General features: G+C 71.1%; 26 protein-coding genes. 3 read left to right on the forward strand and 23 right to left on the reverse strand.

Annotation, left to right across the window (positions count from 1 at the left end):
* The 22 genes from rplF to VMF70_00830 all read right to left on the reverse strand — a co-directional run bounded on the left by rplF (position 1) and on the right by VMF70_00830 (position 14,048).
* Complete coding sequence (gene rplF / locus VMF70_00725) at positions 1-549, reverse strand: 50S ribosomal protein L6 (protein ID HTT66525.1); 549 nt, start codon at positions 547-549, stop codon at positions 1-3.
* Between the two features lie 9 nt (positions 550-558).
* Positions 559-951, reverse strand: a complete 393-nt coding sequence (gene rpsH / locus VMF70_00730; protein ID HTT66526.1) for a 30S ribosomal protein S8 — start codon at positions 949-951, stop codon at positions 559-561.
* 49 nt (positions 952-1,000) lie between these two features.
* A complete protein-coding gene (locus VMF70_00735) occupies positions 1,001-1,186 on the reverse strand; it encodes a type Z 30S ribosomal protein S14 (GenBank protein HTT66527.1) in 186 nt (61 codons plus the stop codon).
* Between the two features lie 17 nt (positions 1,187-1,203).
* A complete protein-coding gene (gene rplE / locus VMF70_00740) occupies positions 1,204-1,923 on the reverse strand; it encodes a 50S ribosomal protein L5 (protein ID HTT66528.1) in 720 nt (239 codons plus the stop codon).
* A gap of 6 nt (positions 1,924-1,929) precedes the next feature.
* Positions 1,930-2,319, reverse strand: coding sequence for a 50S ribosomal protein L24 (gene rplX / locus VMF70_00745; protein HTT66529.1), 390 nt, complete (start codon positions 2,317-2,319; stop codon positions 1,930-1,932).
* Between the two features lies 1 nt (position 2,320).
* A complete protein-coding gene (rplN, locus tag VMF70_00750; GenBank protein ID HTT66530.1) occupies positions 2,321-2,689 on the reverse strand; it encodes a 50S ribosomal protein L14 in 369 nt (122 codons plus the stop codon).
* Positions 2,690-2,698: 9 nt separating this feature from the next.
* A complete protein-coding gene (gene rpsQ / locus VMF70_00755; GenBank protein HTT66531.1) occupies positions 2,699-2,974 on the reverse strand; it encodes a 30S ribosomal protein S17 in 276 nt (91 codons plus the stop codon).
* The gene (gene rpmC, locus VMF70_00760; GenBank protein HTT66532.1) at positions 2,971-3,195 is read right to left on the reverse strand and encodes a 50S ribosomal protein L29; all 225 of its coding nucleotides are present in this window, start codon (positions 3,193-3,195) and stop codon (positions 2,971-2,973) included. Before rpmC ends, rpsQ begins: the two co-directional genes overlap by 4 nt.
* Positions 3,196-3,199: 4 nt before the next feature.
* Positions 3,200-3,610, reverse strand: a complete 411-nt coding sequence (gene rplP / locus VMF70_00765) for a 50S ribosomal protein L16 (GenBank protein ID HTT66533.1) — start codon at positions 3,608-3,610, stop codon at positions 3,200-3,202.
* 2 nt (positions 3,611-3,612) lie between these two features.
* The gene (gene rpsC, locus VMF70_00770; protein HTT66534.1) at positions 3,613-4,272 is read right to left on the reverse strand and encodes a 30S ribosomal protein S3; all 660 of its coding nucleotides are present in this window, start codon (positions 4,270-4,272) and stop codon (positions 3,613-3,615) included.
* Positions 4,273-4,274: 2 nt separating this feature from the next.
* The gene (gene rplV / locus VMF70_00775; GenBank protein ID HTT66535.1) at positions 4,275-4,631 is read right to left on the reverse strand and encodes a 50S ribosomal protein L22; all 357 of its coding nucleotides are present in this window, start codon (positions 4,629-4,631) and stop codon (positions 4,275-4,277) included.
* Positions 4,628-4,972, reverse strand: a complete 345-nt coding sequence (gene rpsS / locus VMF70_00780; GenBank protein HTT66536.1) for a 30S ribosomal protein S19 — start codon at positions 4,970-4,972, stop codon at positions 4,628-4,630. The genes rplV and rpsS overlap by 4 nt, the downstream gene beginning before the upstream one ends.
* Positions 4,972-5,811 carry a 50S ribosomal protein L2 gene (gene rplB, locus VMF70_00785; protein ID HTT66537.1) on the reverse strand — a complete coding sequence of 280 codons (840 nt, stop codon included), beginning with the start codon at positions 5,809-5,811 and terminating at the stop codon, positions 4,972-4,974. Before rplB ends, rpsS begins: the two co-directional genes overlap by 1 nt.
* A gap of 4 nt (positions 5,812-5,815) precedes the next feature.
* On the reverse strand, positions 5,816-6,115 hold the full coding sequence (gene rplW, locus VMF70_00790; GenBank protein HTT66538.1) for a 50S ribosomal protein L23: 300 nt from the start codon (positions 6,113-6,115) through the stop codon (positions 5,816-5,818).
* 3 nt (positions 6,116-6,118) lie between these two features.
* The gene (gene rplD / locus VMF70_00795; GenBank protein HTT66539.1) at positions 6,119-7,054 is read right to left on the reverse strand and encodes a 50S ribosomal protein L4; all 936 of its coding nucleotides are present in this window, start codon (positions 7,052-7,054) and stop codon (positions 6,119-6,121) included.
* Complete coding sequence (rplC, locus tag VMF70_00800; GenBank protein ID HTT66540.1) at positions 7,051-7,674, reverse strand: 50S ribosomal protein L3; 624 nt, start codon at positions 7,672-7,674, stop codon at positions 7,051-7,053. Before rplC ends, rplD begins: the two co-directional genes overlap by 4 nt.
* A gap of 2 nt (positions 7,675-7,676) precedes the next feature.
* Positions 7,677-7,985 (reverse strand): 30S ribosomal protein S10, encoded by a 309-nt coding sequence (gene rpsJ, locus VMF70_00805; GenBank protein HTT66541.1) that lies wholly within the window; start codon positions 7,983-7,985, stop codon positions 7,677-7,679.
* A gap of 5 nt (positions 7,986-7,990) precedes the next feature.
* Positions 7,991-9,199 carry an elongation factor Tu gene (tuf, locus tag VMF70_00810; protein HTT66542.1) on the reverse strand — a complete coding sequence of 403 codons (1,209 nt, stop codon included), beginning with the start codon at positions 9,197-9,199 and terminating at the stop codon, positions 7,991-7,993.
* Between the two features lie 5 nt (positions 9,200-9,204).
* On the reverse strand, positions 9,205-11,301 hold the full coding sequence (gene fusA / locus VMF70_00815) for an elongation factor G (GenBank protein HTT66543.1): 2,097 nt from the start codon (positions 11,299-11,301) through the stop codon (positions 9,205-9,207).
* A gap of 135 nt (positions 11,302-11,436) precedes the next feature.
* Entirely contained in the window at positions 11,437-11,907 is a 471-nt protein-coding gene (gene rpsG, locus VMF70_00820) for a 30S ribosomal protein S7 (protein ID HTT66544.1), read from the reverse strand.
* Positions 11,904-12,284 carry a 30S ribosomal protein S12 gene (rpsL, locus tag VMF70_00825; protein HTT66545.1) on the reverse strand — a complete coding sequence of 127 codons (381 nt, stop codon included), beginning with the start codon at positions 12,282-12,284 and terminating at the stop codon, positions 11,904-11,906. The genes rpsG and rpsL overlap by 4 nt, the downstream gene beginning before the upstream one ends.
* Before the next feature lie 183 nt (positions 12,285-12,467).
* On the reverse strand, positions 12,468-14,048 hold the full coding sequence (locus VMF70_00830) for an OmpA family protein (protein ID HTT66546.1): 1,581 nt from the start codon (positions 14,046-14,048) through the stop codon (positions 12,468-12,470).
* 125 nt (positions 14,049-14,173) lie between these two features.
* Here VMF70_00830 and VMF70_00835 point away from each other — a divergent pair, with 125 nt between their 5' ends.
* From VMF70_00835 to VMF70_00845, 3 genes are all read left to right on the forward strand, one after another.
* Positions 14,174-15,397, forward strand: a complete 1,224-nt coding sequence (locus tag VMF70_00835; protein HTT66547.1) for an SLC13 family permease — start codon at positions 14,174-14,176, stop codon at positions 15,395-15,397.
* A gap of 86 nt (positions 15,398-15,483) precedes the next feature.
* The gene (locus VMF70_00840; GenBank protein ID HTT66548.1) at positions 15,484-16,470 is read left to right on the forward strand and encodes an energy transducer TonB; all 987 of its coding nucleotides are present in this window, start codon (positions 15,484-15,486) and stop codon (positions 16,468-16,470) included.
* A 92-nt stretch (positions 16,471-16,562) separates the two neighbouring features.
* A complete protein-coding gene (locus VMF70_00845; protein ID HTT66549.1) occupies positions 16,563-18,029 on the forward strand; it encodes an aspartate aminotransferase family protein in 1,467 nt (488 codons plus the stop codon).
* A 229-nt stretch (positions 18,030-18,258) separates the two neighbouring features.
* Here VMF70_00845 and rpoC read toward each other — a convergent pair.
* Positions 18,259-22,166 (reverse strand): DNA-directed RNA polymerase subunit beta' (gene rpoC / locus VMF70_00850; protein ID HTT66550.1); only part of this gene is annotated, 3,908 nt, incomplete at its 5' end.

Raw genomic sequence — 22,166 nt, forward strand, 5'->3', positions numbered from 1 at the left:
CTACTTGGTGGCCCCCGCCCCGGTCTTGCCGGCCTTGCGCCGGACGTGCTCGCCGGTGTAGCGGATGCCCTTGCCCTTGTAGGGCTCCGGCGGCCGCACGGCGCGGATCTCCGCCGCGACCCGCCCCACCAGCTCCTTGTCGCTCCCCGATACCTTCACCACCGTGGGCTGGTCGGCCGTGATCTTGATGCCGGCCGGCGCCTTGAACTCCACCGGGTGGGAGTAGCCCACCACCAGCGCCACGCCGTACGGCTTCGTCTCGGCGCGGTAGCCCACGCCCACGATTTCCAGCGACTTCTCGTATCCCTTGGTGACGCCCTCGACCATGTTGGCCACCAGGGTCCGCGTGAGCCCGTGCAGCGACTTGTGCCACGCGTCGTCGGACGGCCGGCTCACGACCACCTGGCCGTCCTCGAGCTTCACCGCGAGGTCGCCCGGCACCCGGTGCGTCAGCTCGCCCCTGGGGCCCTTGATCGAGACGGTGCCGCCGGCCACCGTGGCGGTGACGCCCTTGGGCAGCGGAACCGGCTTCCTGCCGATGCGCGACACGGCGCCCTCCTACCAGACCACGGCGAGCAGCTCGCCGCCCACGTGCGCCGTCCGCGCGTCGCGGTCGCTCATCAGCCCCTGCGGGGTCGAGAGGATCGCCATCCCGAGGCCGTTGCGGACCCGCGGGATCTGCCGCACGCCGACGTAGCGCCTGAGGCCCGGCGCCGACACGCGCTTCAGCTCGCGGATCACCGGCTCGTCGCCGTCGTGGTACTTGAGGTACAGCCGCAGCAGGCCGTGGCGGCCGTCGTCCAGGACGCTGAACTCCTGGATGTAGTGGTTGTCGCGCAGCAACCGCGCGATCTCCACCTTGAGCTTGGACACCGGGACGTCGACCCGCCGGTGCCGCGCCAGGCACGCGTTGCGGATCCGGGTCAGCATGTCTGCGACGGGATCGGTCATGCTCATAGGTTCGCTCGACTCCTCCTCAACCGGACGGTCCGATCCGCGGTCACCAGCTGCTCTTCCGGACGCCCGGGATCTCGCCGCGCAGGGCCAGGTCCCGGAAGCAGATGCGGCACAGGCCGAACTTGCGCAGGGTCGCGCGCGAGCGGCCGCACCGCTGGCAGCGGTGGTACGCGCGGACCTTGAACTTCGGCGCCCGCTTGACCTTCTCGATCCAGCACTTCTTGGCCATCGCTCCCCCGCCTCGAATCAGCTCACGTCCACCGGCTGCTCGCCGTGGAACGGCACGCCCAGCTCCCGCAGCAGCGCCATCGCCACGTCGTCGCGGCCGGCGCTGGTCACGATCGTGATGTCCATCCCGTGGATCCGCTCGACCTTGTCGAAGTCGATCTCCGGGAAGATCATCTGCTCCTTGATGCCGAAGGTGTAGTTCCCCCGGCCGTCGAAGCTCCGGGTCGGCAGCCCGCGGAAGTCGCGGATGCGCGGCACCGCCATGTTGATGAACCGGTCCAGGAACTCCCACATCCGCGCCCCCCGCAGGGTCACGCTGGCGCCGATCGGCATCCCGGCCCGGAGCGAGAAGTTCGAGATCGCCTTCTTGGCCCGGGTCACCATCGCCTTCTGCCCGGTGATCTGGCCCATCTCGGCCACGATCGCCTCGAGCGCCTTGGGCGCCTTCTGCGCCTCCCCGAGCCCGACGTTCAGCACCACCTTCACGACCCGCGGAATCTGGTGCGGGTTGGTGAAGCCGAACCGGCGCGCCAGCGCCGGCCGCGCCCGCTCCGCGTAGGTGATGGCGAGCCGGGCCGGCGGCGCCGGCTCGTACACCACCGGCGGGCCCTTGGGCTCGGCCGCCGCCTCCGCATCCCTGCCCTTGCCCCCGCTCTTGCCGCCCTTCTGCTCGCGCGGCGGCTTGGGAGGCTTCGCGGCCTTGGGCTCCGCCGCTTCCGGCTTCGTCTCTTCCGCCATGGTCCCTTACCGGTTCCGCGGGATCGGCTCGCCCGAGCGCACCGACACGCGCTCGACCGTCCCGTCCGTGTCCACCCGGCGCCGCACCCGGGTCGGGTGGTCGTCCTTGGGATCGATCAGCATCACCTTGGAGGCGGCGATCGGCGCGGCGAACTCCACGATCTGGCTCTCCTCGCCCTGCTGCCGCGCCCGGCGGTGGCGCTTGACGATGTTCACGCCCTCCACCACCACCCGGCCCTTGGCGGGCAGCGCGCGCAGCACCTTGCCGCGCTTGCCCTTCTCCTCGCCCGAGATCACCACCACCAGGTCGCCCTTGGTGATGTGGAGCCGGGCCCGCGCCCGCCGCACCGGCTTCCCCTTGGCGCGCTCGCGCTTGCGATACACCAGCCGGCGCATGCTAGAGCACCTCCGGCGCCAGGCTCACGATCTTCATGAACCGCTTCTCCCTGAGCTCGCGGCCCACGGGCCCGAAGATGCGGGTCGCCCGGGGCTCCCCCTGCTCGTCGATGATCACCGCGGCGTTCTCGTCGAACCGGATGTAGCTGCCGTCCTTGCGCCGCGTCTCCTTGGCGGTGCGCACCACGACCGCGCGCGCGACCTCGCCCTTCTTCACCGTGCCGGTCGGCAGGGCGTCCTTGATGGCGACGATCACCACGTCGCCCAGCCCGGCGTACCGGCGCTTCGAGCCGCCGAGCACCCGGATGACCAGGGCCCGCTTCGCGCCCGAGTTGTCGGCGATCCTGAGGATCGATTCCTGCTGGACCACGGCCGCCTCCTACTTCGCCCGCTCGACGATCTCGACGACCCGCCAGCGCTTGGTCTTCGACAGCGGCCGGGTCTCCATGATCCGCACCAGGTCGCCGACGTGCGCCTCGTTGCGCTCGTCGTGCGCCACCACCCGGCTGCTGCGCGTCGCCTGCTTCGCGTACAGGCCGTGGGTCACGCGGCGGCCGATCGTCACCACGACCGACTTGTTCATCCGGTCGCTCACGACCGTGCCCGTCCGGGTCTTGCGCTGCGCCCGCGGCCGCTCCTGCCGAGCCTCGCTCATGGGGCCTTCGCCTTCGCCTTGGCGGCGCGCTCGGCCAGCACCGTCTTGAGACGGGCGACCGTGCGCCGCGCGGTCTTCAGATCCATCGGGTTGCCGAGCACCTCGGTCGCCGCCTTGAAGCGCAGGCCGAACGACTCCTTCTCGTACTCGGCCAGCTTGGCCGTGAGCTCCGCATCCGTCAGCTCGCGGATCTGCACCGTGGTGAGCTTGGTCAGTGCCACTGCCTCACACCTCCCGCTTCACGAACCGGGTGCTGATCGGGAGCTTGGCCGACGCCAGCGCCAGCGCCTTCTTGGCCAGCGCCTCCTCGATGCCCTCGATCTCGAACAGCATCCGCCCGATCTTCACCGGGCACACCCAGCCCTCCGGGTTGCCCTTGCCCTTCCCCATCCGCGTCTCGGCCGGCTTCTTGGTGATCGGCTTGTCGGGGAACAGCCGGATCCACAGCTTGCCGCCGCGCTTCATGCTGCGCGTCATCGCCACGCGGGCCGCCTCGATCTGCCGGTTCGTGACCCACCCCGCCTCCAGCGCCTGGAGCCCGAAGTGCCCGAACGCCACGGTCTGGCCGCGGGTCGCGACCCCCCGCATCCGGCCCTTCATCTGCTTGCGGAACTTGACCCGCTTGGGCGCCAGCATGCTCAGGCCCCCGTGCTGTAGGTGCGGCCGCGCGCGTCTTCCACGACCTCGCCCTTGAAGATCCAGGTCTTGACGCCGATGGTGCCGAAGGTCGTCTTGGCGGTCGCGGTGGCGTAGTCCACGTCGGCCCGCAGCGTGTGCAGCGGCACCCGCCCCTCGTGGTAGCCCTCCACCCGCGCGATCTCCGCCCCGCCCAGCCGCCCGCCGCACTTGATCTTGATCCCCTGGGCGCCCATCCGCATCGCCGACTGCACGGCGCGCTTCATCGCGCGGCGGAAGCTGATGCGCTGCGCCAGCTGGTGCGCGACGTTGTCGGCCACCAGCTGCGCGTCCAGCTCGGGGCGCTTGATCTCCTCGACGTTGATCCCCACTTCCTTGCTGGTGAGCTGCGCCAGCTCGTCGCGCAGCTTGTCCACCTCGGCCCCGCGCTTGCCGATCACCACGCCCGGCCGCCCGGTGTGCACCGTCACCAGGACCTTGCCCGGCTTGCGCTCGATGTGCACGTCGCTGATGGCCGCGTGCTGGAGCCGGGTCCGCAGGTAGGTGCGGATCAGCTCGTCCTCCTTGAGCAGCGCCGGGAAGTCCCGGTTCGCGAACCAGCGGGAACGCCACGGCTTGACGATGCCGAGCCGGAAACCATGGGGATGCGTCTTCTGTCCCACCGCTAACGCTCCTTGGTCGCCACGAGGATGGTGACGTGGCTGGTCCGCTTCTTCAGGGGCGTCGCGCGCCCCATCGCCGCCGGCATGAACCGCTTCAGGGTCGGGCCCTCGTCCACCATCACCGTCTTCACGAACAGCCGGTCCTCGTCGAACCGCTCGGACGCCCGCTCCGCCTTGATCTTCGCGTTCGCCACGGCCGACAGCAGCACCTTCCGCACCGGCACCGCGGCGCCCTTCTTGCTGAACTTGAGGATCGAGAACGCCTCGCCCACCGGCCGCCCGCGGATCAGGTCCACCACGAGCCGCACCTTGCGCGCCGACTGGCGCAGCGTCCGCTGGACCGCCCGCGCCTCGGTCATGGCTTCGCCGCCGCCGCCGGGGCCGGCGTCGCGGCCGGCGCGCCGCCCTCGGCCTCCAGCTTGGCCTTCTTGTCGGCCGACATCTTGCCGCTGTGGCCGCGGAACAGCCGGGTCGGCGCGAACTCGCCCAGCTTGTGGCCGACCATGTTCTCGCTCACGTACACCGGCACGAACTTGTTGCCGTTGTGGACGGCCAGCGTGTGGCCCACGAAGTCGGGGGTCACGGTGGACGCCCGCGACCAGGTCTTGAGCACCCGCTTCTCGTTCTTGGTGTTCAGCTCGTGGATCCGCTTGAGCAGCCGCTCGTCCACGAACGGGCCCTTCTTGACGCTGCGGGACATTATCGCGTCGCCTTCCCGCGCTTGTGGCCGCGGATGATGAGTTTGTTGCTGGCCTTCTTCTTGTGCCGGGTCTTCACGCCCTCCGGCTTGCCCCACGGGCTCACCGGCGGCCGGCCGCCGCTCGACTTCCCCTCGCCGCCGCCCAGCGGGTGGTCCACCGGGTTCTTCGCCACGCCGCGGACCTTGGAGCGCCGGCCGAGCCAGCGCGACTTGCCCGCCTTGCCGATGCTCTCCAGCTCGTGCTCGACGTTGCCCACCTGGCCGATCGTGGCCAGGCACACGCCGCGCACCAGGCGCACCTCGCCGCTCATCATCTTGAGCGTGACCATCGCGCCTTCCTTGGCCACCACCTGGACCGCGGCGCCGGCCGAGCGGGCCATCTGCCCGCCGCGCCCGGGCTTGAGCTCGACGTTGTGCACCGTGGTGCCCAGCGGCACCTCGGCCAGCGGCACCGCGTTGCCGAGCCGGATGTCGGCGCCCGGCCCGGAGTTGACCGCGTCGCCCACGGCCAGGCCGCGGGGGTGCAGGATGTAGCGCTTCTCGCCGTCGCTGTACTGGATCAGCGCCAGCCGCGCCGAGCGGTTGGGGTCGTACTCGATCGCGGCCACCTTGCCGGGGATGCCGAACTTGTCGCGGCGGAAGTCCACCCGCCGGTACATCCGCTTGTGCCCGCCGCCCCGGTAGCGGGTGGTGACGTGCCCCTGGTTGTTGCGGCCGCCCTGCGAGCGCAGCGGCTCCAGGAGCGACTCCTCGGGCGCCTTCTTGGTGATCTCGTCGAAGTCCGAGATGATCCGGAAGCGCGTGCCCGGCGTGACGGGCTTGAACTGGCGGATGCCCATGGCGTCAGCCCTCGAAGATCGGAATCACGTCGCCCTCCTTCAGGACGACGATCGCCTTCTTCCACTTGGGGCGGCGCCCCGTCCGGCCGCGGCCCAGGCCGCCGGCCCGGCGCTCCTTGGCGCGCATCTGCATCGTCCGCACGTCCTTCACCGTGACGGCGAACAGGTGCTCGATCGCGTCGCGGATCTCGGGCTTGGTGGCGGCGGGGTCGACCCGGAAGGTGTAGATCTTCCGGTTCTCGTACATCGCCGACGACTTCTCCGTCACCAGCGGCTTGACGATCGCGCGATACAGCGCCGGCATGGCCTACTCCTTCTTCCCCGGCTTCTTGCCGGACTTGCCCTTCTTGGTCTCGCGCGCGGGCGCCTTCGCCTTCGGCGCCGGCTTCCTGGCCGCCGGCTTCTTCGCCTCGGCCTTCGCCGGCTTCGCGGCCGCCCTCGCCGGGGCCGCGCCCTTCTTCTCCGCCGCCTTCCGGGCCGGCGGCGCGGCCTTGGCCTTGGCCGGCCGGGTCTCCGCCTTGGTCCGCTTCGGCGGCTTCTCGCGCGGTGCCGGCGCGATGGCCGACGCCTCGCTCCCCGGCTCCAGCGCGCCCAGCGCCGGCTCCTCGATCACCAGCGCCTCGGCCCGCAGGATGTCGTAGGCCGACGCGTCGGCGTAGCGCATCACCGCCACGTTCTGGAGGTTGCGCGCGGAGAGCAGCAGGTTCGGGTTCTGCGCCTCGGTGAGCACCAGCACCCGGCGGTCCTCGATGCCCATCTTGCCCAGCAGCTCGGCCACGCGGCGGGTCTTCGGCTCCTCGAACTGGAGGGGCGCGATGACGTGGATCGCCACCTCGCGGGCGCGCGCGTTCAGCGCCGAGCGCCTCGCCAGCCGGCGCACCTTGCGCGGGATGCCGCGCCGGTAGTCGCGGGGGAGCGGGCCGAAGATCGTGCCGCCGCCGGGCCACAGCGGCGAGCGGGTGGAGCCCTGCCGCGCCCGCCCGGTGCCCTTCTGCCGCCACGGCTTCTGGTTGCCGCCGGTGACGAAGCTGCGGGTCTTGGTCTGGGCGGTGCCCTGCCGCTGGTTGGCCAGGAACGTGGTCACCGCCTGGTGCAGCGCGGCCGCGTGGACCGTGCCGTCGAACGGATCGGCCGGCAGCCGCACCGCGCGCGGCCGGCGGGTGCCGTCCGCGGCGTAGGCCAGGGCCTCGAGCGCGGCCTCCGCGCCGGCGGCCGGCCGGCGGGTGTTCGGCGCGTCGCTCACGCGCCCTCCTTCGACACCGTCACGATGCCGCGCATCGGCCCGGGGACGGCGCCGCGCACGTACAGCAGGTTCTTCTCGCCGTCCACCTTGGCCACCAGCAGGTTGATCTCGGTGGACCGCTCGGCGCCCATGTGGCCGGGCATCCGCTTGCCCTTGATCACCCGCGACGGGTCGGTGCCGGCGCCGACCGAGCCCGGCTTGCGGAAGCGGGTGTTGCCGTGGGTGGCGGGGCCGCCGCCGAAGTGGTGGCGGTGCACCACGCCCTGGAAGCCGCGGCCCTTGGAGACGCCGGTCACCTTGACCCGCTCGCCCGCGGCGAAGGCGGCGACGGTGACCACGGCCCCGCGCTCGGGCGCCTCGCCGCGCGCGGGAAACTCGCGCAGCACCCGGGGCGCGGCGTCGAGGCCGGCCTTGGCGGCGTGGCCGCGCTCGGCCTTGGTCGAGCGCTTCGCCTTGGCGGCGCCGAAGCCGAGCTGCACGCGCGCCGGCTGGCCCTCGCGCGCGGGCCGCACCTGCACGACCGGGCAGGGCCCCGCCTCGATCACCGTCACCGGCGTCGCGGTCCCGTCCTCGGCGAACAGCTGCGTCATCCCCAGTTTACGGCCGATGATCGCGTCCATCGCTATTCCACCTTGATCTCCACGTCCACGCCGGCCGGCAGGTCGAGCTTGGTGAGCGCATCCACCGTCTGCGGCCGCGAGTCCAGGATGTCGATCAGCCGCTTGTGCGTCTTCAGCTCGAACTGCTCGCGGCTCTTCTTGTCCACGTGCGGGCTGCGGAGCACGGTCCAGCGCTGCGTCTTGGTGGGCAGCGGGATCGGCCCCGAGACCTGGGCGCCCGTCTTCTCCGCGGTGCGCACGATGTCCGCCGAGGCCTGGTCGATCACCGCGTGATCGAACGCCTTGAGGCGGATGCGGATGCGGCCTTTCACCGTCGTCACTCCAGGATCTTGGTCACGACGCCCGCCCCGACGGTGCGGCCGCCCTCGCGAATCGCGAAGCGCAGCTGCTCCTCCATGGCGATCGGCGTGATCAGCTGAATCAGCATCTGCACGTTGTCGCCCGGCATCACCATCTCGACGCCGGCCGGCAGCTCGACCGAGCCCGTCACGTCGGTGGTCCGGAAGTAGAACTGCGGCCGGTACCCCTTGAAGAACGGGGTGTGGCGGCCGCCCTCTTCCTTGGTCAGCACGTAGACTTCGGCGTTGTACTTGGTGTGCGGGGTGATCGAGGCGGGCTTGGCGAGCACCATGCCGCGCTCGATCTCGTTCTTCTCCACGCCCCGCAGCAGCAGGCCGATGTTGTCGCCCGCCTGCCCCTCGTCGAGCAGCTTGCGGAACATCTCGACGCCGGTGACCACGGTCTTCTTGGTGGCGCCGAGGCCGACCATCTCGACCTCCTCGCCCACCTTGATCTTGCCGCGGTCCACGCGGCCGGTGGCCACCGTGCCGCGGCCGGTGATGCTGAACACGTCCTCGACCGGCATCAGGAACGGCTTGTCCACCTGGCGCTTCGGCTCGGGGATGGAGGCGTCGATCGCGTCCATCAGCTCGATGATGTGCTTCGCCTCGGGGTCGTTGACGTCCTTGGCCGACAGCGCCTTCAGCGCGCTGCCCCGGATCACCGGGAGCGTGTCGCCCGGGAACTCGTACTTGCTCAACAGCTCGCGCACCTCGAGCTCCACCAGGTCCAGCAGCTCGGGGTCGTCCACCAGGTCCACCTTGTTCAGGAAGACCACGATGGCGGGCACGTTCACCTGGCGCGCCAGCAGGATGTGCTCGCGGGTCTGCGGCATCGGGCCGTCGACCGCGCTCACCACCAGGATCGCCCCGTCCATCTGCGCCGCGCCGGTGATCATGTTCTTGACGTAGTCGGCGTGGCCCGGGCAGTCCACGTGCGCGTAGTGCCGCTTGGCGGTGCTGTACTCCACGTGGCTGGTGGCGATGGTGAGGATCTTGGTGGCGTCGCGCCGGCCCTGCGACTCCGAGGCCTTGGCGACCTCGTCGTACGACACGTACTTGGCCAGCCCCTGCATCTCGGCCACCTTGGTGATGGCCGCGGTGAGAGTGGTCTTCCCGTGGTCCACGTGTCCGATCGTGCCCACGTTCACGTGCGGCTTGGTCCGCTCGAACTTCGCCTTGGCCATGGTCGTTAACCCTTCATCTTGGTGATGATTTCGTCCGCCTTCGACTTCGGGACTTCCTCGTAGTGCGAGAACTGCATCGAGTACACCGCCCGCCCCTGGCTCATCGAGCGCAGGGTGGTCGAGTACCCGAACATCTCCGCCAGCGGCACCGAGGCTCCGATGACGTGCGCGTCGGCGCGCTGCGTCATCCCCCCGATGCGGCCGCGGCGGCTGCTGAGGTCGCCCATCACGTCGCCCAGGTACTCGCCGGGCACCACGACCTCCACGTCCATCACCGGCTCGAGCAGCACGGGCTTGGCCAGGCGCGCCGCCTCCTTGAACGCCATGGAGCCCGCGATCTTGAACGCCATCTCGCTCGAGTCCACGTCGTGATACGAGCCGTCCACCAGCTCCACCTTCACGTCCACCACCGGGTAGCCCGCCAGCACCCCGTTCTCGAGCGCCTCGGTGATGCCCGCCTCCACCGGCCGGATGAACTCCTTGGGGATGACGCCGCCGACGATCTTGTCCTCGAACACGAACCCCGCGCCCTTCTCCGACGGCTCGAGGTTGATGACCACGTGGCCGTACTGGCCGTGGCCGCCCGTCTGCCGGACGAACCGGCCCTCGATGTCGGTCACGCGGTTGCGGATCGTCTCGCGGTAGGCCACCTGCGGCCGGCCCACGTTGGCGTCCACCTTGAACTCGCGCTTCATCCGGTCGACGATGATCTCGAGGTGCAGCTCGCCCATGCCCGAGATGATCGTCTGCCCCGTCTCGTGGTCCACGTGGACCCGGAAGGAGGGGTCCTCCTCGGCCAGCTTCTGCAGCGCGGTGCCCAGCTTGTCCTGGTCGGCCTTGGTCTTGGGCTCGATCGCGACGTCGATCACCGGCTCGGGGAACCGCATCGCCTCGAGGATGATCGCGTCCTCCGCGTCGCACAGCGTGTCGCCGGTCTTGGTGTCCCGCAGCCCGATGACCGCGGCGATGTCGCCGGCGCGCACTTCCTCGATCTCCTCGCGCTTGTTGGCGTGCATCTGGAGCAGCCGGGCCACCCGCTCCTTGCGGTCCCGCACCGGGTTGTAGATGTAGGAGCCGGAGTCCAGCACGCCGGAGTACACGCGGATGAACGTCAGCTTCCCGACGAACGGGTCGGTCATGATCTTGAACGCCAGCGCCGCGAACGGCGCGTCGTCCTTCGCCTCGCGGCAGGCGTGCGACTCGCTGTGGTACTGGAGGTGCCCCTCGACGGGCTTGATGTCCGCCGGGCTGGGCAGGTAGTCCACCATCCCGTCCAGCAGCGGCTGCACGCCCTTGTTCTTGGCGGCGGCGCCGCAGAAGATCGGCACCAGCCCGTGGCCGATCGTCGCCTTCCGGATGGCGCGCCGCACGTCGGCGTCCGACAGGTCGTGCGCGCCGAGGTACTTCTCCAGCAGCTCGTCGTCCGACTCGACGGCCGCCTCGATCAGCTCGTGGCGCAGGGCCTCCACCCGCTCCTTCATGGACGCGGGCACCGGGCCCTCGACGAACTGCTGGCCGAGCGACTTCTCGTCGTAGATGATCTCGACCCGCCGCACCACGTCCACCACGCCGGTGAACAGGTCGCCCGCGCCGAGCGGGATCTGCACGGGGAACGCCCGGGCGCCGAGCTTCTGGCGGATCTCCGCCACCACGTTGTCGAAGTCCGCGCCGGTGCGGTCCATCTTGTTGACGAAGGCGATGCGCGGCACCGCGTACTTGTCGGCCTGGCGCCACACCGTCTCGGACTGGGGCTCCACGCCGCCCACCGCGCAGAACACCGCGATGGCGCCGTCCAGCACCCGCAGCGAGCGCTCGACCTCGATCGTGAAATCCACGTGGCCGGGCGTGTCGATGATGTTCACCTGGTACAGCTGCCCGTCCCGCTTCCACTCGGTGGTGGTCGCGGCCGACGTGATCGTGATGCCCCGCTCCTGCTCCTGCTCCATCCAGTCCATCGTGGCCGTACCGTCGTCCACCTCACCCAGCTTGTAGGTGCGGCCCGTGTAGTAGAGGATGCGCTCGGTCGTGGTCGTCTTCCCGGCATCGATGTGCGCCATGATGCCGATGTTCCGCACGCGCTCGAGTGGTGTGTTCCGTGCCATAGACTCCCGACGTCCAGTCAAGAAAAACGCGGGGCGACCGTTCGCGCATCGAGCGCAGGTCTCGCTCCGCCGTCGTCCGAACGTTCCGGACGGGGGCCGCTTAAGCAGCGACCCTATCTTGTTCGCGCTAAGGGTTTACCACCGGTAATGGGCGAACGCCTTGTTCGCTTCGGCCATCCGGTGGGTGTCTTCCTTCTTCTTGATCGTGTTGCCCTCGCCCTTCGACGCCGACACCAGCTCGTTGGCCAGCCGGTCGGACATCGTCTTCTCCCCCCGCGAGCGGCTATAGTCGATCAGCCACCGCATCGCCAGGGCGGTGCGCCGCTCGGGCCGCACCTCCACCGGGACCTGGTACGTCGCGCCGCCGACCCGCCGGCTCTTCACCTCGACCACCGGCTTGGCGTTGCTCAGCGCCTGCTTGAACACGTTGACGCCGGGCTGCCCGGTGCGCTGCTCGATCAGGTCCATCGCCGAGTAGAAGATCGACTCGGCCACCGACTTCTTGCCCCGCCGCATCAGGTTGCAGATGAACTTCGACACCGTCTGGCTGTCGTAGCGCGGGTCCGCCGGGACCGCGCGCCGCACCGTCCGCGGCCGCCGGCTCACTTGGCCGCCTTGGGCGCCTTCGCCCCGTACTTCGAGCGGCTCTTCTTGCGCTCGCCCACCCCCGCGGCGTCCAGCGTGCCCCGGATGATGTGGTAGCGCACCCCCGGCAGGTCCTTCACCCGGCCGCCCCGGATCAGGACGATCGAGTGCTCCTGCAGATTGTGGCCTTCGCCGGGGATGTAGGCCGTGACTTCGAACCCGTTGGTGAGTCGGACGCGGGCGACCTTGCGGAGCGCGGAGTTCGGCTTCTTCGGCGTGGTGGTGTACACTCGCGTGCACACCCCGCGCTTCTGCGGGTTCCCCCGGAGCGCAGGCGCCTTCTCCTTGGATTCCACCGATCGCCGGCCCGCCCGGACCAGCTGATTGATCGTCGGCATAGCCCCCAGCACACAGCACAAGAATAAACGGGCGGCCCACTTCGGCCGCAGACATGAAAAGGTAGCGGGGACGCCAAAAGGGGTCAAGGGAGCGGTCGCGGGCGCGCTCCCCTCCCCCGCACGCACCGAGCCCCGCCCCGGACGACCGGGACGGGGCTCGGCTTCAACGAGACCGGCGGCGGGCTAGCGCAGCCGCTTGATCTCGACCCGCATGTTCTGCAGCCGCCCCGCACGGGTCCGGTTGGTGGCGATGGGATGCTGCGACCCGTACCCGACCGCCGTGAGACTGCTGGCCGGGACACCCAGGCTCGTCAGGTACAGCTGCACGGCCTCCGCGCGCTGCTGGGACAGCCGCCGGTTGCGCGCCGCATTCCCCATGGCGCTGGTGTAGCCCGACAGCTGCCAGCGCGAGCCCGGAACAGCCCTGATCGCGTTGGCGACCTGGCGGAGCGCCGCCCGGGCGGCAGGCGTCAGCGCCACGCTGTTGGGCCGGAAGTTGACGCCCCGCAGCACCATCGTCGCGTTGACCGCCGGAAGCGGAGCCGCCCCCGTCGTGTCCACCCCTCGCGGCGCCGGCGCGCCCCTCGGGGCCGCCACCGGGCATCCGGTGGGATCCACCGGGGTGTTGGGCGGTGTGTTGGGACACCGGTCGAGGTAGTCGGGCACCCCGTCGTGGTCCGAGTCCTTCGGGCAGCCGTTCGCGTCCACGGGGCGCGCGTTGGGCGGCGTGTTGGGACACCGGTCGAGGTAGTCGGGCACGCCGTCGCCGTCGCTGTCCACCGGACAGCCGGCCCGCTCGCCGCTCGGATACACCGTGACGCCCGCCGGCGTGTTCGGGCACCGATCGAGGTTGTCCGGCACGCCGTCGCCGTCGCTGTCCCTCGCGCAGCCGGCCCGCTCGCCGCTCGGGAAGACCGCCACCCCGGCCGGCGTGTTCGGGCACTTGTCCAGATAGTCCGGCACGCCGTCGTTGTCGCTGTCCACCGGGCAGCCCATGGCGTCCACCGCGACGCCGGAGGGCGTGTTGGGACACTTGTCGATGCCGTCGGGCACCCCGTCGTGATCGCGGTCAATCGGACAGCCCCGCGCGTCCACCACCGCGCCGTGCGGCGTGTCGGGACAGCGGTCCGCCCGGTCGGGCACGCCGTCGCCGTCACTGTCCTTCAGCGAGGACCCGCCCCCGAGGAACCACGAGAAGCCGACCGTGCCGGTGCCGGTGAAGACGGGGAACGCCGGCGAGGAGTCGTGCTCGACCTGCTCCCGGACTTCGAGGCGCAGCGCCATCCGCTCGCCGATCATCCGGCGAAGCCCGGCGCCCAGGTGGACGCCGTACTTGCCGGTGAAGCGCCAGTGCCCGCCCGCCGCCCCGCTCGTGCTCCACAGCACGCTCGTCACCCCGGCGCCCAGCGTCAGGAACGGGCTGGTGGCGGCGTCGAGGTTCGGCGTCCAGGTGATCGCCGCGATGGGCTGGAGGATGGTCGCAGGGCTGCTGTACGAAACGCCGGTGCCGATGCTCAGGTTCCACATGTTGCTGAGATTGTAGCCGACCCGAAGGACGCCGCCGGGCGCGACCTTGCCCGCCCCGGCGAGCCCCGCCAGACAGCAGGTGATCTGGTTGTCCAGGTAGGTGGCGCCGACGCCGACGCTGATCTCCCAGGTTCCCTCGCGGTGCGGCCCGAGCGGCGCCGCCGGCTGCTGGGCTGCCGCCAGGGCCGGCACCACCACGGCCAGCGCCAGCGCTCCCCTCACGAATCGGTCGCGCATTCGATCTCCCGAGCTTGAGCGGCCTCCCGGCCGATGGCAGGTCTCCGTATCACAATACGAATACCGAGGCGGCGCGCCAGGCGCCAGATAGGGGCGCCGCCCGGCCCCCGGGTATCTTGTCCGGGGTGGATACGGCCGTCCTGATCGTCTTCGCCGCGGTATACGCCGGGATGCTGCTGGGGGAGATCCCCGGCCTCGCCCTCGACCGGGCGGGCGTGGCCCTGCTCGGGGCCATCGCCCTCGTCGCCGCCGGCCGGTTCACCGTCGGCCAGGCCTGGAACGCCGTGGATGTCCCGACCCTGGCGCTCCTCCTTGGCCTGATGGTGGTGTCGGCGCAGTTCCGGCTGGGCGGGTTCTACGCCCGCGTGAGCCTGTGGCTGGCCGAATACGACGCCGCGCCCGCCATGCTGCTGGGGCTGGTGGTCGCGGTCGCCGGCCTGCTCTCCGCCCTCCTCGCCAACGACGTCGTATGCCTGGCGATGGCGCCGGTTCTGGCCACGGGCTGCGCGCGGCGCGGCCTCGATCCGGTGCCCTTCCTGCTCGCGCTCGCGGCGGCGGCGAACGTCGGCTCGGCGGCGACCCTGATCGGCAACCCGCAGAACATGCTGATCGGACAGACGCTGGGCCTCTCGTTCCGCGGCTACCTGCTGGACGCGCTCGTACCGGCCGTGCTCGGCCTCGGCGTGGCCTGGGCCGTCATCGCCTGGCGGTACCGCGGGCAATGGTCGCGCCCGGCGCGGCTCACCCGGACCGAGCAGCGCGACCTCGCCTTCGACCGCTGGCAGACGGCCAAGGGCCTCGCGGTCCTGGGCGCCCTCGTCCTGGTGTTCCTGTTCGCGCCCATCCCCCGCGAGGCCGCGGCGCTCACTGCGGCGGGCCTCCTGCTGCTGAGCCGCCGGATGGCCTCGCGCGACATCCTCGGCCAGGTGGACTGGCACCTGCTGGTCCTGTTCGTCGGGCTGTTCGTCGTGAACCAGGCACTGCTCGGCTCCGGCATGCTGGAGCGCGGCCTCGACGCCCTGCGCTCGTCGGGCGTGGACGTGGCCCGGCCCGCGTGGCTGTTCGGCGTCACGGTCGTCCTCTCCAACCTGGTGTCGAACGTGCCGGCGGTCATGCTGCTGCTGCCCGCCGCCCGGGGCCACGCGCAGGCGGGTCCGATCCTGGCGCTGGCGAGCACGCTGGCCGGCAACCTGCTGATCGTGGGGAGCATCGCGAACATCATCGTCGTGGACCAGGCCGGCAGGCTCGGGGTGCCGATCGGCTGGAGACAACACGCACGCGTCGGCGTCCCCGTCACGCTGCTCACCCTCGCCCTCGCGGCCGGCTGGCTGTGGCTGCGGGCGGCCTGACCGACGTGCTCGGGCCGGCCGCTGCGGATCGCCTCCAGCCGCGCGCTGACGCCGCCCTGACGCCCGGGCACCAACGTGCGGGTGCCATGACGATCCGCCTGCCGCTCCGCTCGCCCGCGCCCCGGCGGGCCGCGCTCCTGCCCCTGGCCGCCGCGCTGCTCGCCGCGTGTGCCGCCGGAACCGCCGCCCGACCTGCCGCCGGGCCGGCACCGGGGCCCGCCATCGCGTTCGTCGAGGGGCCGCCGCCGGACCAGAACGACGCGCCCCAGGGGCCGTGCCTCGCGAACCTGCCCGACAGCCTCCTCACGGTGCTCGACACGGTGTACCTGCACGCGTTCCTCGTCGACACCGGCGCCCGAACCCTGCTGGTCCAGGCGGACCTGCTGGCCCAGCGCACGGCCTACCGGCTCCGGCGCCTGCTCGGCGGACGGCTCGACTCCCTGCCGTCCGGAGAACCAGTGGTCACGTGGCGGAGCCGGATCGGTGGCAACCTCGCCGTGAGGGCTCGTCGAGACGGAAACGCGACCTGGCATGAGCTGCTGCCGATGCCGTTCCCGGACACGGTCCCGACGCGGCTGCTGGCGCGGGCGCTGGATTCGGTCGTCGCGAACCGCGAGATGGTCGCCTGGCCGCACGAGGCGCCGCGGGAGTCGCTCGAGATGCGGCTCGCGCTGGCACGGTCCGCGGCGCCCTCGTACACCCGGGCGATCGGAGCCGGCTTCCCCGTGTTCACGCTGCGGTTCCCCGCCGAGGCGCATCCGGAGCTGCTGGCGCATCCGCCGGTGCACTACCCGCCGGAGCTGCGCGACGCGGACATCGAGGGGCACGTGGTGCTGCGCGCGACCATCAACGCGCGCGGACGTCCGGAGCCGGCGAGCATCCGCTACGTATGGCCCGAGAACCGCCCGAAGCCGTCGGGCCAGGCGCTGGTCGTCTACCTGACGTTCGCCGAGGCCGCGCGCGACGTGCTGAGCGAGTCGCACTACCTTCCGGCCAGCCTCGGTGGATGCCCGGTCAGCGCCTCGGTGGACGTGACGTTCGACTTCGGCGTGGCCGCAGGCGTGCGCCCCTAGGCGCCGCGAGCCGCGGCGGCCCGCTCGGGCGCGGCGGCGCCCGGTGCGCGGGACTGCCCCGGCGCGCCCGCCGTCACTAGCTTGCCCTGGCCATGACGCCGCCCGGCCCGCCTCCCGCAGCCGATCCGTTCGACCCCGAGCCCGACGACGTCCGCGCCCTCGGCGAAGCCGCCGCGGACTGGGTCGCCCGGCACTTCGGCGACCTGCGGCAGCTGCCCGTCATCCCCGACGTCACGCCGGCGCAGTCCTTCGCGCGGTTCGCCGAGCCGCTGCCGGAGCTGCCGACGCCGTGGCGCGCGCTGTTCGAGCGGTTCGAGCGCGAGGTCGTTCCCGCCAGCTTCCACCTGCCGAGCCCGCGCTACTTCGGCCTGATGAACCCGACGCCCCTGCCGATCGCGGTGTTCGCGGAGGCGATGGCGGCGGCGCTCAACCAGAACGTCGGCGCCTGGCATCACAGCCCAGCGGCCACGGGCATCGAGCGGATCGTCGTCCGCTGGCTGTGCGAGCTGGCCGGCTACCCGGCGGGCGCGTTCGGCAGTCTGACGACCGGCGGGTCACTGGCCAACACCACCGGGCTCAAGGTGGCGCTGGCGGCGAAGTTCCCCGGGACCACGACCCGCGGCGTGTGGGGGCTCGCGCAGCGCCCGGTGCTCTACGCCTCCGCCGAGGCGCACTTCTCCATCGCGAAGAGCGCGAACATCCTGGGCCTGGGCAGCGCCGCGGGCCTGCGCTCCGTGCCGGTGGACCGCCACGCGCGCCTGGACCTCGGCGCGCTCCGCCGGATGGTGGCGGACGACCGCGCGGCGGGGCTCGACCCGTTCTGCGTCGTGGGCATCGCGGGCGTCACGAGCAACGGCGTGATCGACCCGCTGGACGGCATCGCCGACGCGGCGCGCGACCTCGGCCTGTGGTACCACGTGGACGCGGCGTACGCCGCCGGCGGCCTGATGAGCGACGCGCTGCGCCCGCGCTTCAGCGGGATCGAGCGGGCCGACTCGATCACGATGGACCCGCACAAGTGGTGGTACATGCCCTACCCGTGCGGGGCGATCCTGACCCGGGACGGCGAGGCGGGGCGGCGCGCCTTCTGGTCCGACGCCGTGTACATCCCCGAGACCGACGACGCGATCGAGTTCCGCGACCACGGCCTCGCCGGTTCACGCCCGTTCAGCGCCCTGAAGCTGTGGATGGCGATGAAGCTGGTCGGCCGGCGGGCGTACGGCCGGATGGCCGAGGCGCAGGTCGCGTTGACCGAGCGGTTCGTCGCCGAGCTGACGCGCGACGGCGACTGGGAGGCCGTGACGCCGGTCGATACGGCGATCGCAGCGGTGCGGTGGACGGGGAAGTTGCGAGACGCCAAGTCGCGGAGTGGTTCGGAGATGGACGGCCTGCAGGACGAGATCGTGCGGCGGGTCCTGGCCAAGCGGCGCTGGTGGATCTCCCCGACCACGACCGTGGGCCGGCGGGCGATCCGGGTGATGGTGATCAGCTACCTGACCCGGTGGGAGCACCTGCAGGAGCTGATCGGCGAGCTCAGGGAGGCGGCGCGACCCTCATGAACAGGACCACCACCGCCATCACACGCGCCGAGCAGGCGGCGGCTGACCTTCCGTGGGCGGCGGACGACTGCGACGGCCGCCACGGTCACCAGCCCGAAGGCCTCGAGCCCCGCCAGCGCGGGCACCACCGCTCCGAGCGGCATCCCCCCCTCGCGCCCGCGCCGGCGCCGGCCTGAAAAGCCGCGCGCCCGGGGATGGCTCCCCGGGCGCGTCAGCCGCCGGCCTGCTGCTACTCCTCGCTGGTCAGCCCCGCCAGCTCCGGCGCCGCGGCCACGGCCACCGGCTCGGCCGGCGGCGGCGGCTCGAAGCCCTCCGGCGGCTCCACGTCGATCTCGTGGTAGCGGTAGATGCCGGTGCCCGCGGGGATCAGGTGCCCGATGATGATGTTCTCCTTGAGCCCGAGCAGGTCGTCGCGGGCGCCGCGGATCGCCGCGTCGGTCAGCACGCGGGTCGTCTCCTGGAAGCTGGCGGCCGAGATGAACGACTGGGTCGTGAGGCTCGCCTTGGTGATGCCGAGGAGCAGCGGCTCCGCCGAGGCGGGCTTGCCGCCCTTGCGGGTCACCCGGGTGTTCTCCTCGCGGAACACGACCTTGTCCACGTGCTCGCCCTCGAGGAACTCGGTGTCGCCGGGATCCTGGATGCGCACCTTCTGCAGCATCTGCTTCACGATCACGCCGATGTGCTTGTCGTTGATCTTCACGCCCTGGAGGCGGTAGACCTCCTGCACCTCGTTGAGCAGGTACTCCTGCACCGCCCGCGGGCCCTTGATCTGCAGGATGTCGTGCGGGTTCACCGGGCCCTCGGTGAGGCGGTCGCCCGCCCGCACCCGGTCGCCCTCGTGGACGCGCAAGTGCTTGCCGGCCGGCACCTCGTACAGCAGCGGCTCCGCCGACTCGTCGCTGACCACGGTGCCGTCCTTCAGGGTGCGGACGTGGTGCACGTAGATCTCGCGCTTGCCGCGCTTGATCTCCCCGAACCGCACCACGCCGTCGATCTCCGAGATGGTGGCCGGGTCCTTGGGCCGCCGCGCCTCGAACAGCTCCGCCACCCGCGGGAGGCCGCCGGTGATGTCGCGCGTCTTGTACGCCTCGCGGCTGATCTTGGCCAGCGTCTGGCCGGCCGCCGCCTCCTCGCCGTCGTCCACCAGGAGCTGCGCGCCCTCGGGGACGACGAAGTCGCGGACCTTGCGCTCCTTGCCGCCCTTGGCCTGCACGATCTCGATGTGCGGGTGGAGCTTCTTCTCGCGGTCCTCGATGATCACCCGCTGCCGGAGCCCGGTGAGCTCGTCGAACTCCTCGCGGATCGTCTCGTCGTCGACGATGTCGCGGAACCGCACGGTCCCCGCCAGGTCGCTGATGATCGGCGTGGTGTACGGGTCCCAGGTGAACAGCAGCGCGTCGCGCTTCACCTCGTCCCCGTCGCCGACCGACAGCGTCGCGCCCAGCGGCACCTGGAAGCGCGACCGGACCCGTCCGTCGTCGTCGGTCAGCACCAGCTCGCCGTCGTGCTTGGTGACGATGCGCCGCCCGTCGCCCGCCTCCACGAACTGGAGCCGGTCGCCGTACTCCACGGTCCCCTCGAGCTTGCTCTTGCGGGCCGTCACCTCGGCGATGCGCGCCGCGGTGCCGCCGATGTGGAAGGTCCGCAGCGTCAGCTGGGTGCCCGGCTCGCCGATGGACTGGGCGGCCAGGATGCCGACCGCCTCGCCGATGTCCACCATGTCCATGGTGGCGAGGTTGCGCCCGTAGCACATCCGGCACAGCCCGCGCTTCGACTCGCAGGTCAGGACCGAGCGGATGCGCACGTCCTCGATGCCGGCGTCCTCGATGGCCTGCGCGGTCTGCTCGTCGATCAGCCCGCCGGCCGCGACCAGCACCTTCGGGTCGCCGTGGTCGTCCAGCTCGTGCGGGTCGAAGATGTCGTCGGCCGCCACGCAGCCCACGATGCGCTCCGACAGCGGCTCGACGATGTCCTCGCCCTCCTTCAGGGCCTGGACCTCGAGCCCCAGCACGGTGCCGCAGTCCTCCTCGCTGATGGTGACGTCCTGCGCCACGTCCACCAGCCGCCGGGTGAGGTAGCCGGCGTCGGCCGTCTTGAGCGCGGTGTCGGCCAGGCCCTTCCGCGCGCCGTGGGTCGAGATGAAGTACTCGAGCACCGACAGCCCCTCGCGGAAGTTCGAGCGGATCGGGCTCTCGATGATCTCGCCGATGCCGCCGGTGAGCTTCTTCTGCGGCTTGGCCATCAGCCCGCGCATCCCGGCCAGCTGCCGGATCTGGTCGCGCGAGCCGCGGGAGCCGGAGTCGAACATCATGAACACCGGGTTGAACCCGCCCTTCGCCCCGCCCATCCCGCGCACCATCTCGTCGGCGATGTCGTTGTTGGCGTGGGTCCAGGCGTCGATCACCCGGTTGTAGCGTTCGCCGTTGGTGATCGAGCCGCTCTGATACGCCTTCTGGAAGCGCTGGATGCGCTCCTCGGCGGCCGTCAGCAGCCGCGCCTTGGCCTCCGGGATCTGCAGGTCCTCGATGCCGATCGAGATCCCGCCCAGCGTCGCGAACCCGAACCCGGCCGACTTCAACCGGTCGAGGAACTCCACCGTGGGCGCCAGCCCCAGCTCGCGGTAGCTCTGGAAGACCAGGTCGGAGAGGTTCTTCTTCCGCATGGTCTCGTTCTTGAACTGCAGCTCCCGCGGCAGGATCGCGTTGAACAGCACCCGTCCGACCGTGGTCTCCACCCACCGGCCGCGGCCCTGCACGTCGACCCACCAGAACCGGATCGCCGTGTGGTGGCGCACCCGCTGGTGCAGCAGCGCCGTCTCCACCTCGGCCATGTCGCCGTAGCTGGGCGCGCCCGCCTTGATCTTCTCGGCGAAGTCCGCCGGCTCCTTGGTCAGGAAGTAGCAGCCCAGCACCATGTCCTGGCTCGGCTCGGCCACCGGCCGGCCGTCGGACGGCTTCAGGATGTTGTTGCTCGAGATCATCAGCAGCCGCGACTCCAGCTGCGCCTCGAACGACAGCGGCACGTGCACCGCCATCTGGTCGCCGTCGAAGTCGGCGTTGAACGCCGCGCACACCAGCGGGTGGATGCGGATGGCCTTCCCCTCCACCAGCACCGGCTCGAAGCCCTGGATGCCCAGGCGGTGCAGGGTCGGGGCGCGGTTCAGCAGCACCGGGTGGTCCTGGATGATCTCCTCCAGGATCTCGTACACCTCCGGGCTCTCGCGCTCCACGATCTTCTTGGCGCGCTTGACGGTCTCCGCGATCCCCTTGTCCACCAGCTTGTGGATGATGAACGGCTTGAACAGCTCGACCGCCATCGTCTTGGGCAGGCCGCACTGGTGCAGCCGCAGCTCCGGGCCCACCACGATCACCGAGCGGCCCGAGTAGTCCACGCGCTTGCCCAGCAGGTTCTGGCGGAACCGCCCCTGCTTGCCCTTCAGCATGTCGGACAGCGACTTGAGCGGCCGCTTGCCGCGGCCCCGGATCGCCTTGCTGCGGCGCCCGTTGTCGAACAGCGCATCCACCGCCTCCTGCAGCATCCGCTTCTCGTTGCGCAGGATCACTTCCGGCGCGCGGTGCTGCATCAGCTTCTGGAGCCGGTTGTTGCGGTTGATCACCCGCCGGTACAGGTCGTTGAGGTCGCTGGTCGCGAACCGCCCGCCGTCCAGCGGCACCAGCGGCCGCAGGTCGGGCGGGATCACCGGGATCACGTCGAGGATCATCCACGCCGGGTTGTTGCGGACGTCGCCGCTCTCGCCCGAGTTGCGGAACGCGTCCACCACCTTGAGCCGCTTCAGCAACTGCTTCTTGCGGTGCTGGCTGGTCTCGCCGCCGACCTCGCTGCGGAGCCGCTCCGACAGCTTGTCCACGTCGAGCCGCTCGAGCAGGTGGCGCAGCGCCGGCGCGCCGATGTCCGCCCGGAACGCGGGGTCGCCCGCCTCGCGCGCCTTCTGCCGCAGCGCCAGGTACTCGTCCTCGTCCAGCAGCTGCTTCTCCTCGACGTCCTGCTGGCCCGGGTCGATCACCACGTAGTTGGTGTAGTAGATCACCCGCTCCAGGTTGCGGAGCGTGATGTCGAGCAGGTTCGCCATCGGGCTCGGCAGCGTCTTGAAGAACCAGATGTGCGCCACCGGCACGG

Source organism: Gemmatimonadales bacterium (assembly GCA_035502185.1).
GTDB lineage: Bacteria > Gemmatimonadota > Gemmatimonadetes > Gemmatimonadales > JACORV01 > Fen-1245.

What these genes read in the sequence shown, in the direction of transcription:
- VMF70_00830 (HTT66546.1), bottom strand. Translation starts at nt 14,048, where the DNA reads ATGCGCGACCGATTCGTGAGGGGAGCGCTGGCGCTGGCCGTGGTGGTG.
- rplC (HTT66540.1), bottom strand. Translation starts at nt 7,674, where the DNA reads ATGGACGCGATCATCGGCCGTAAACTGGGGATGACGCAGCTGTTCGCC.
- VMF70_00845 (HTT66549.1), top strand. Translation starts at nt 16,563, where the DNA reads ATGACGCCGCCCGGCCCGCCTCCCGCAGCCGATCCGTTCGACCCCGAG.
- rpsS (HTT66536.1), bottom strand. Translation starts at nt 4,972, where the DNA reads ATGTCCCGCAGCGTCAAGAAGGGCCCGTTCGTGGACGAGCGGCTGCTC.
- rplW (HTT66538.1), bottom strand. Translation starts at nt 6,115, where the DNA reads ATGCCGGCGCTGTATCGCGCGATCGTCAAGCCGCTGGTGACGGAGAAG.
- rpsH (HTT66526.1), bottom strand. Translation starts at nt 951, where the DNA reads ATGACCGATCCCGTCGCAGACATGCTGACCCGGATCCGCAACGCGTGC.
- rpsL (HTT66545.1), bottom strand. Translation starts at nt 12,284, where the DNA reads ATGCCGACGATCAATCAGCTGGTCCGGGCGGGCCGGCGATCGGTGGAA.
- rplE (HTT66528.1), bottom strand. Translation starts at nt 1,923, where the DNA reads ATGGCGGAAGAGACGAAGCCGGAAGCGGCGGAGCCCAAGGCCGCGAAG.
- rplB (HTT66537.1), bottom strand. Translation starts at nt 5,811, where the DNA reads ATGGGCATCCGCCAGTTCAAGCCCGTCACGCCGGGCACGCGCTTCCGG.
- VMF70_00840 (HTT66548.1), top strand. Translation starts at nt 15,484, where the DNA reads ATGACGATCCGCCTGCCGCTCCGCTCGCCCGCGCCCCGGCGGGCCGCG.
- rpsQ (HTT66531.1), bottom strand. Translation starts at nt 2,974, where the DNA reads ATGAGCGAGGCTCGGCAGGAGCGGCCGCGGGCGCAGCGCAAGACCCGG.
- rplV (HTT66535.1), bottom strand. Translation starts at nt 4,631, where the DNA reads ATGACCGAGGCGCGGGCGGTCCAGCGGACGCTGCGCCAGTCGGCGCGC.
- rplP (HTT66533.1), bottom strand. Translation starts at nt 3,610, where the DNA reads ATGCTGGCGCCCAAGCGGGTCAAGTTCCGCAAGCAGATGAAGGGCCGG.
- fusA (HTT66543.1), bottom strand. Translation starts at nt 11,301, where the DNA reads ATGGCACGGAACACACCACTCGAGCGCGTGCGGAACATCGGCATCATG.
- VMF70_00735 (HTT66527.1), bottom strand. Translation starts at nt 1,186, where the DNA reads ATGGCCAAGAAGTGCTGGATCGAGAAGGTCAAGCGGGCGCCGAAGTTC.
- rplX (HTT66529.1), bottom strand. Translation starts at nt 2,319, where the DNA reads ATGCGCCGGCTGGTGTATCGCAAGCGCGAGCGCGCCAAGGGGAAGCCG.
- tuf (HTT66542.1), bottom strand. Translation starts at nt 9,199, where the DNA reads ATGGCCAAGGCGAAGTTCGAGCGGACCAAGCCGCACGTGAACGTGGGC.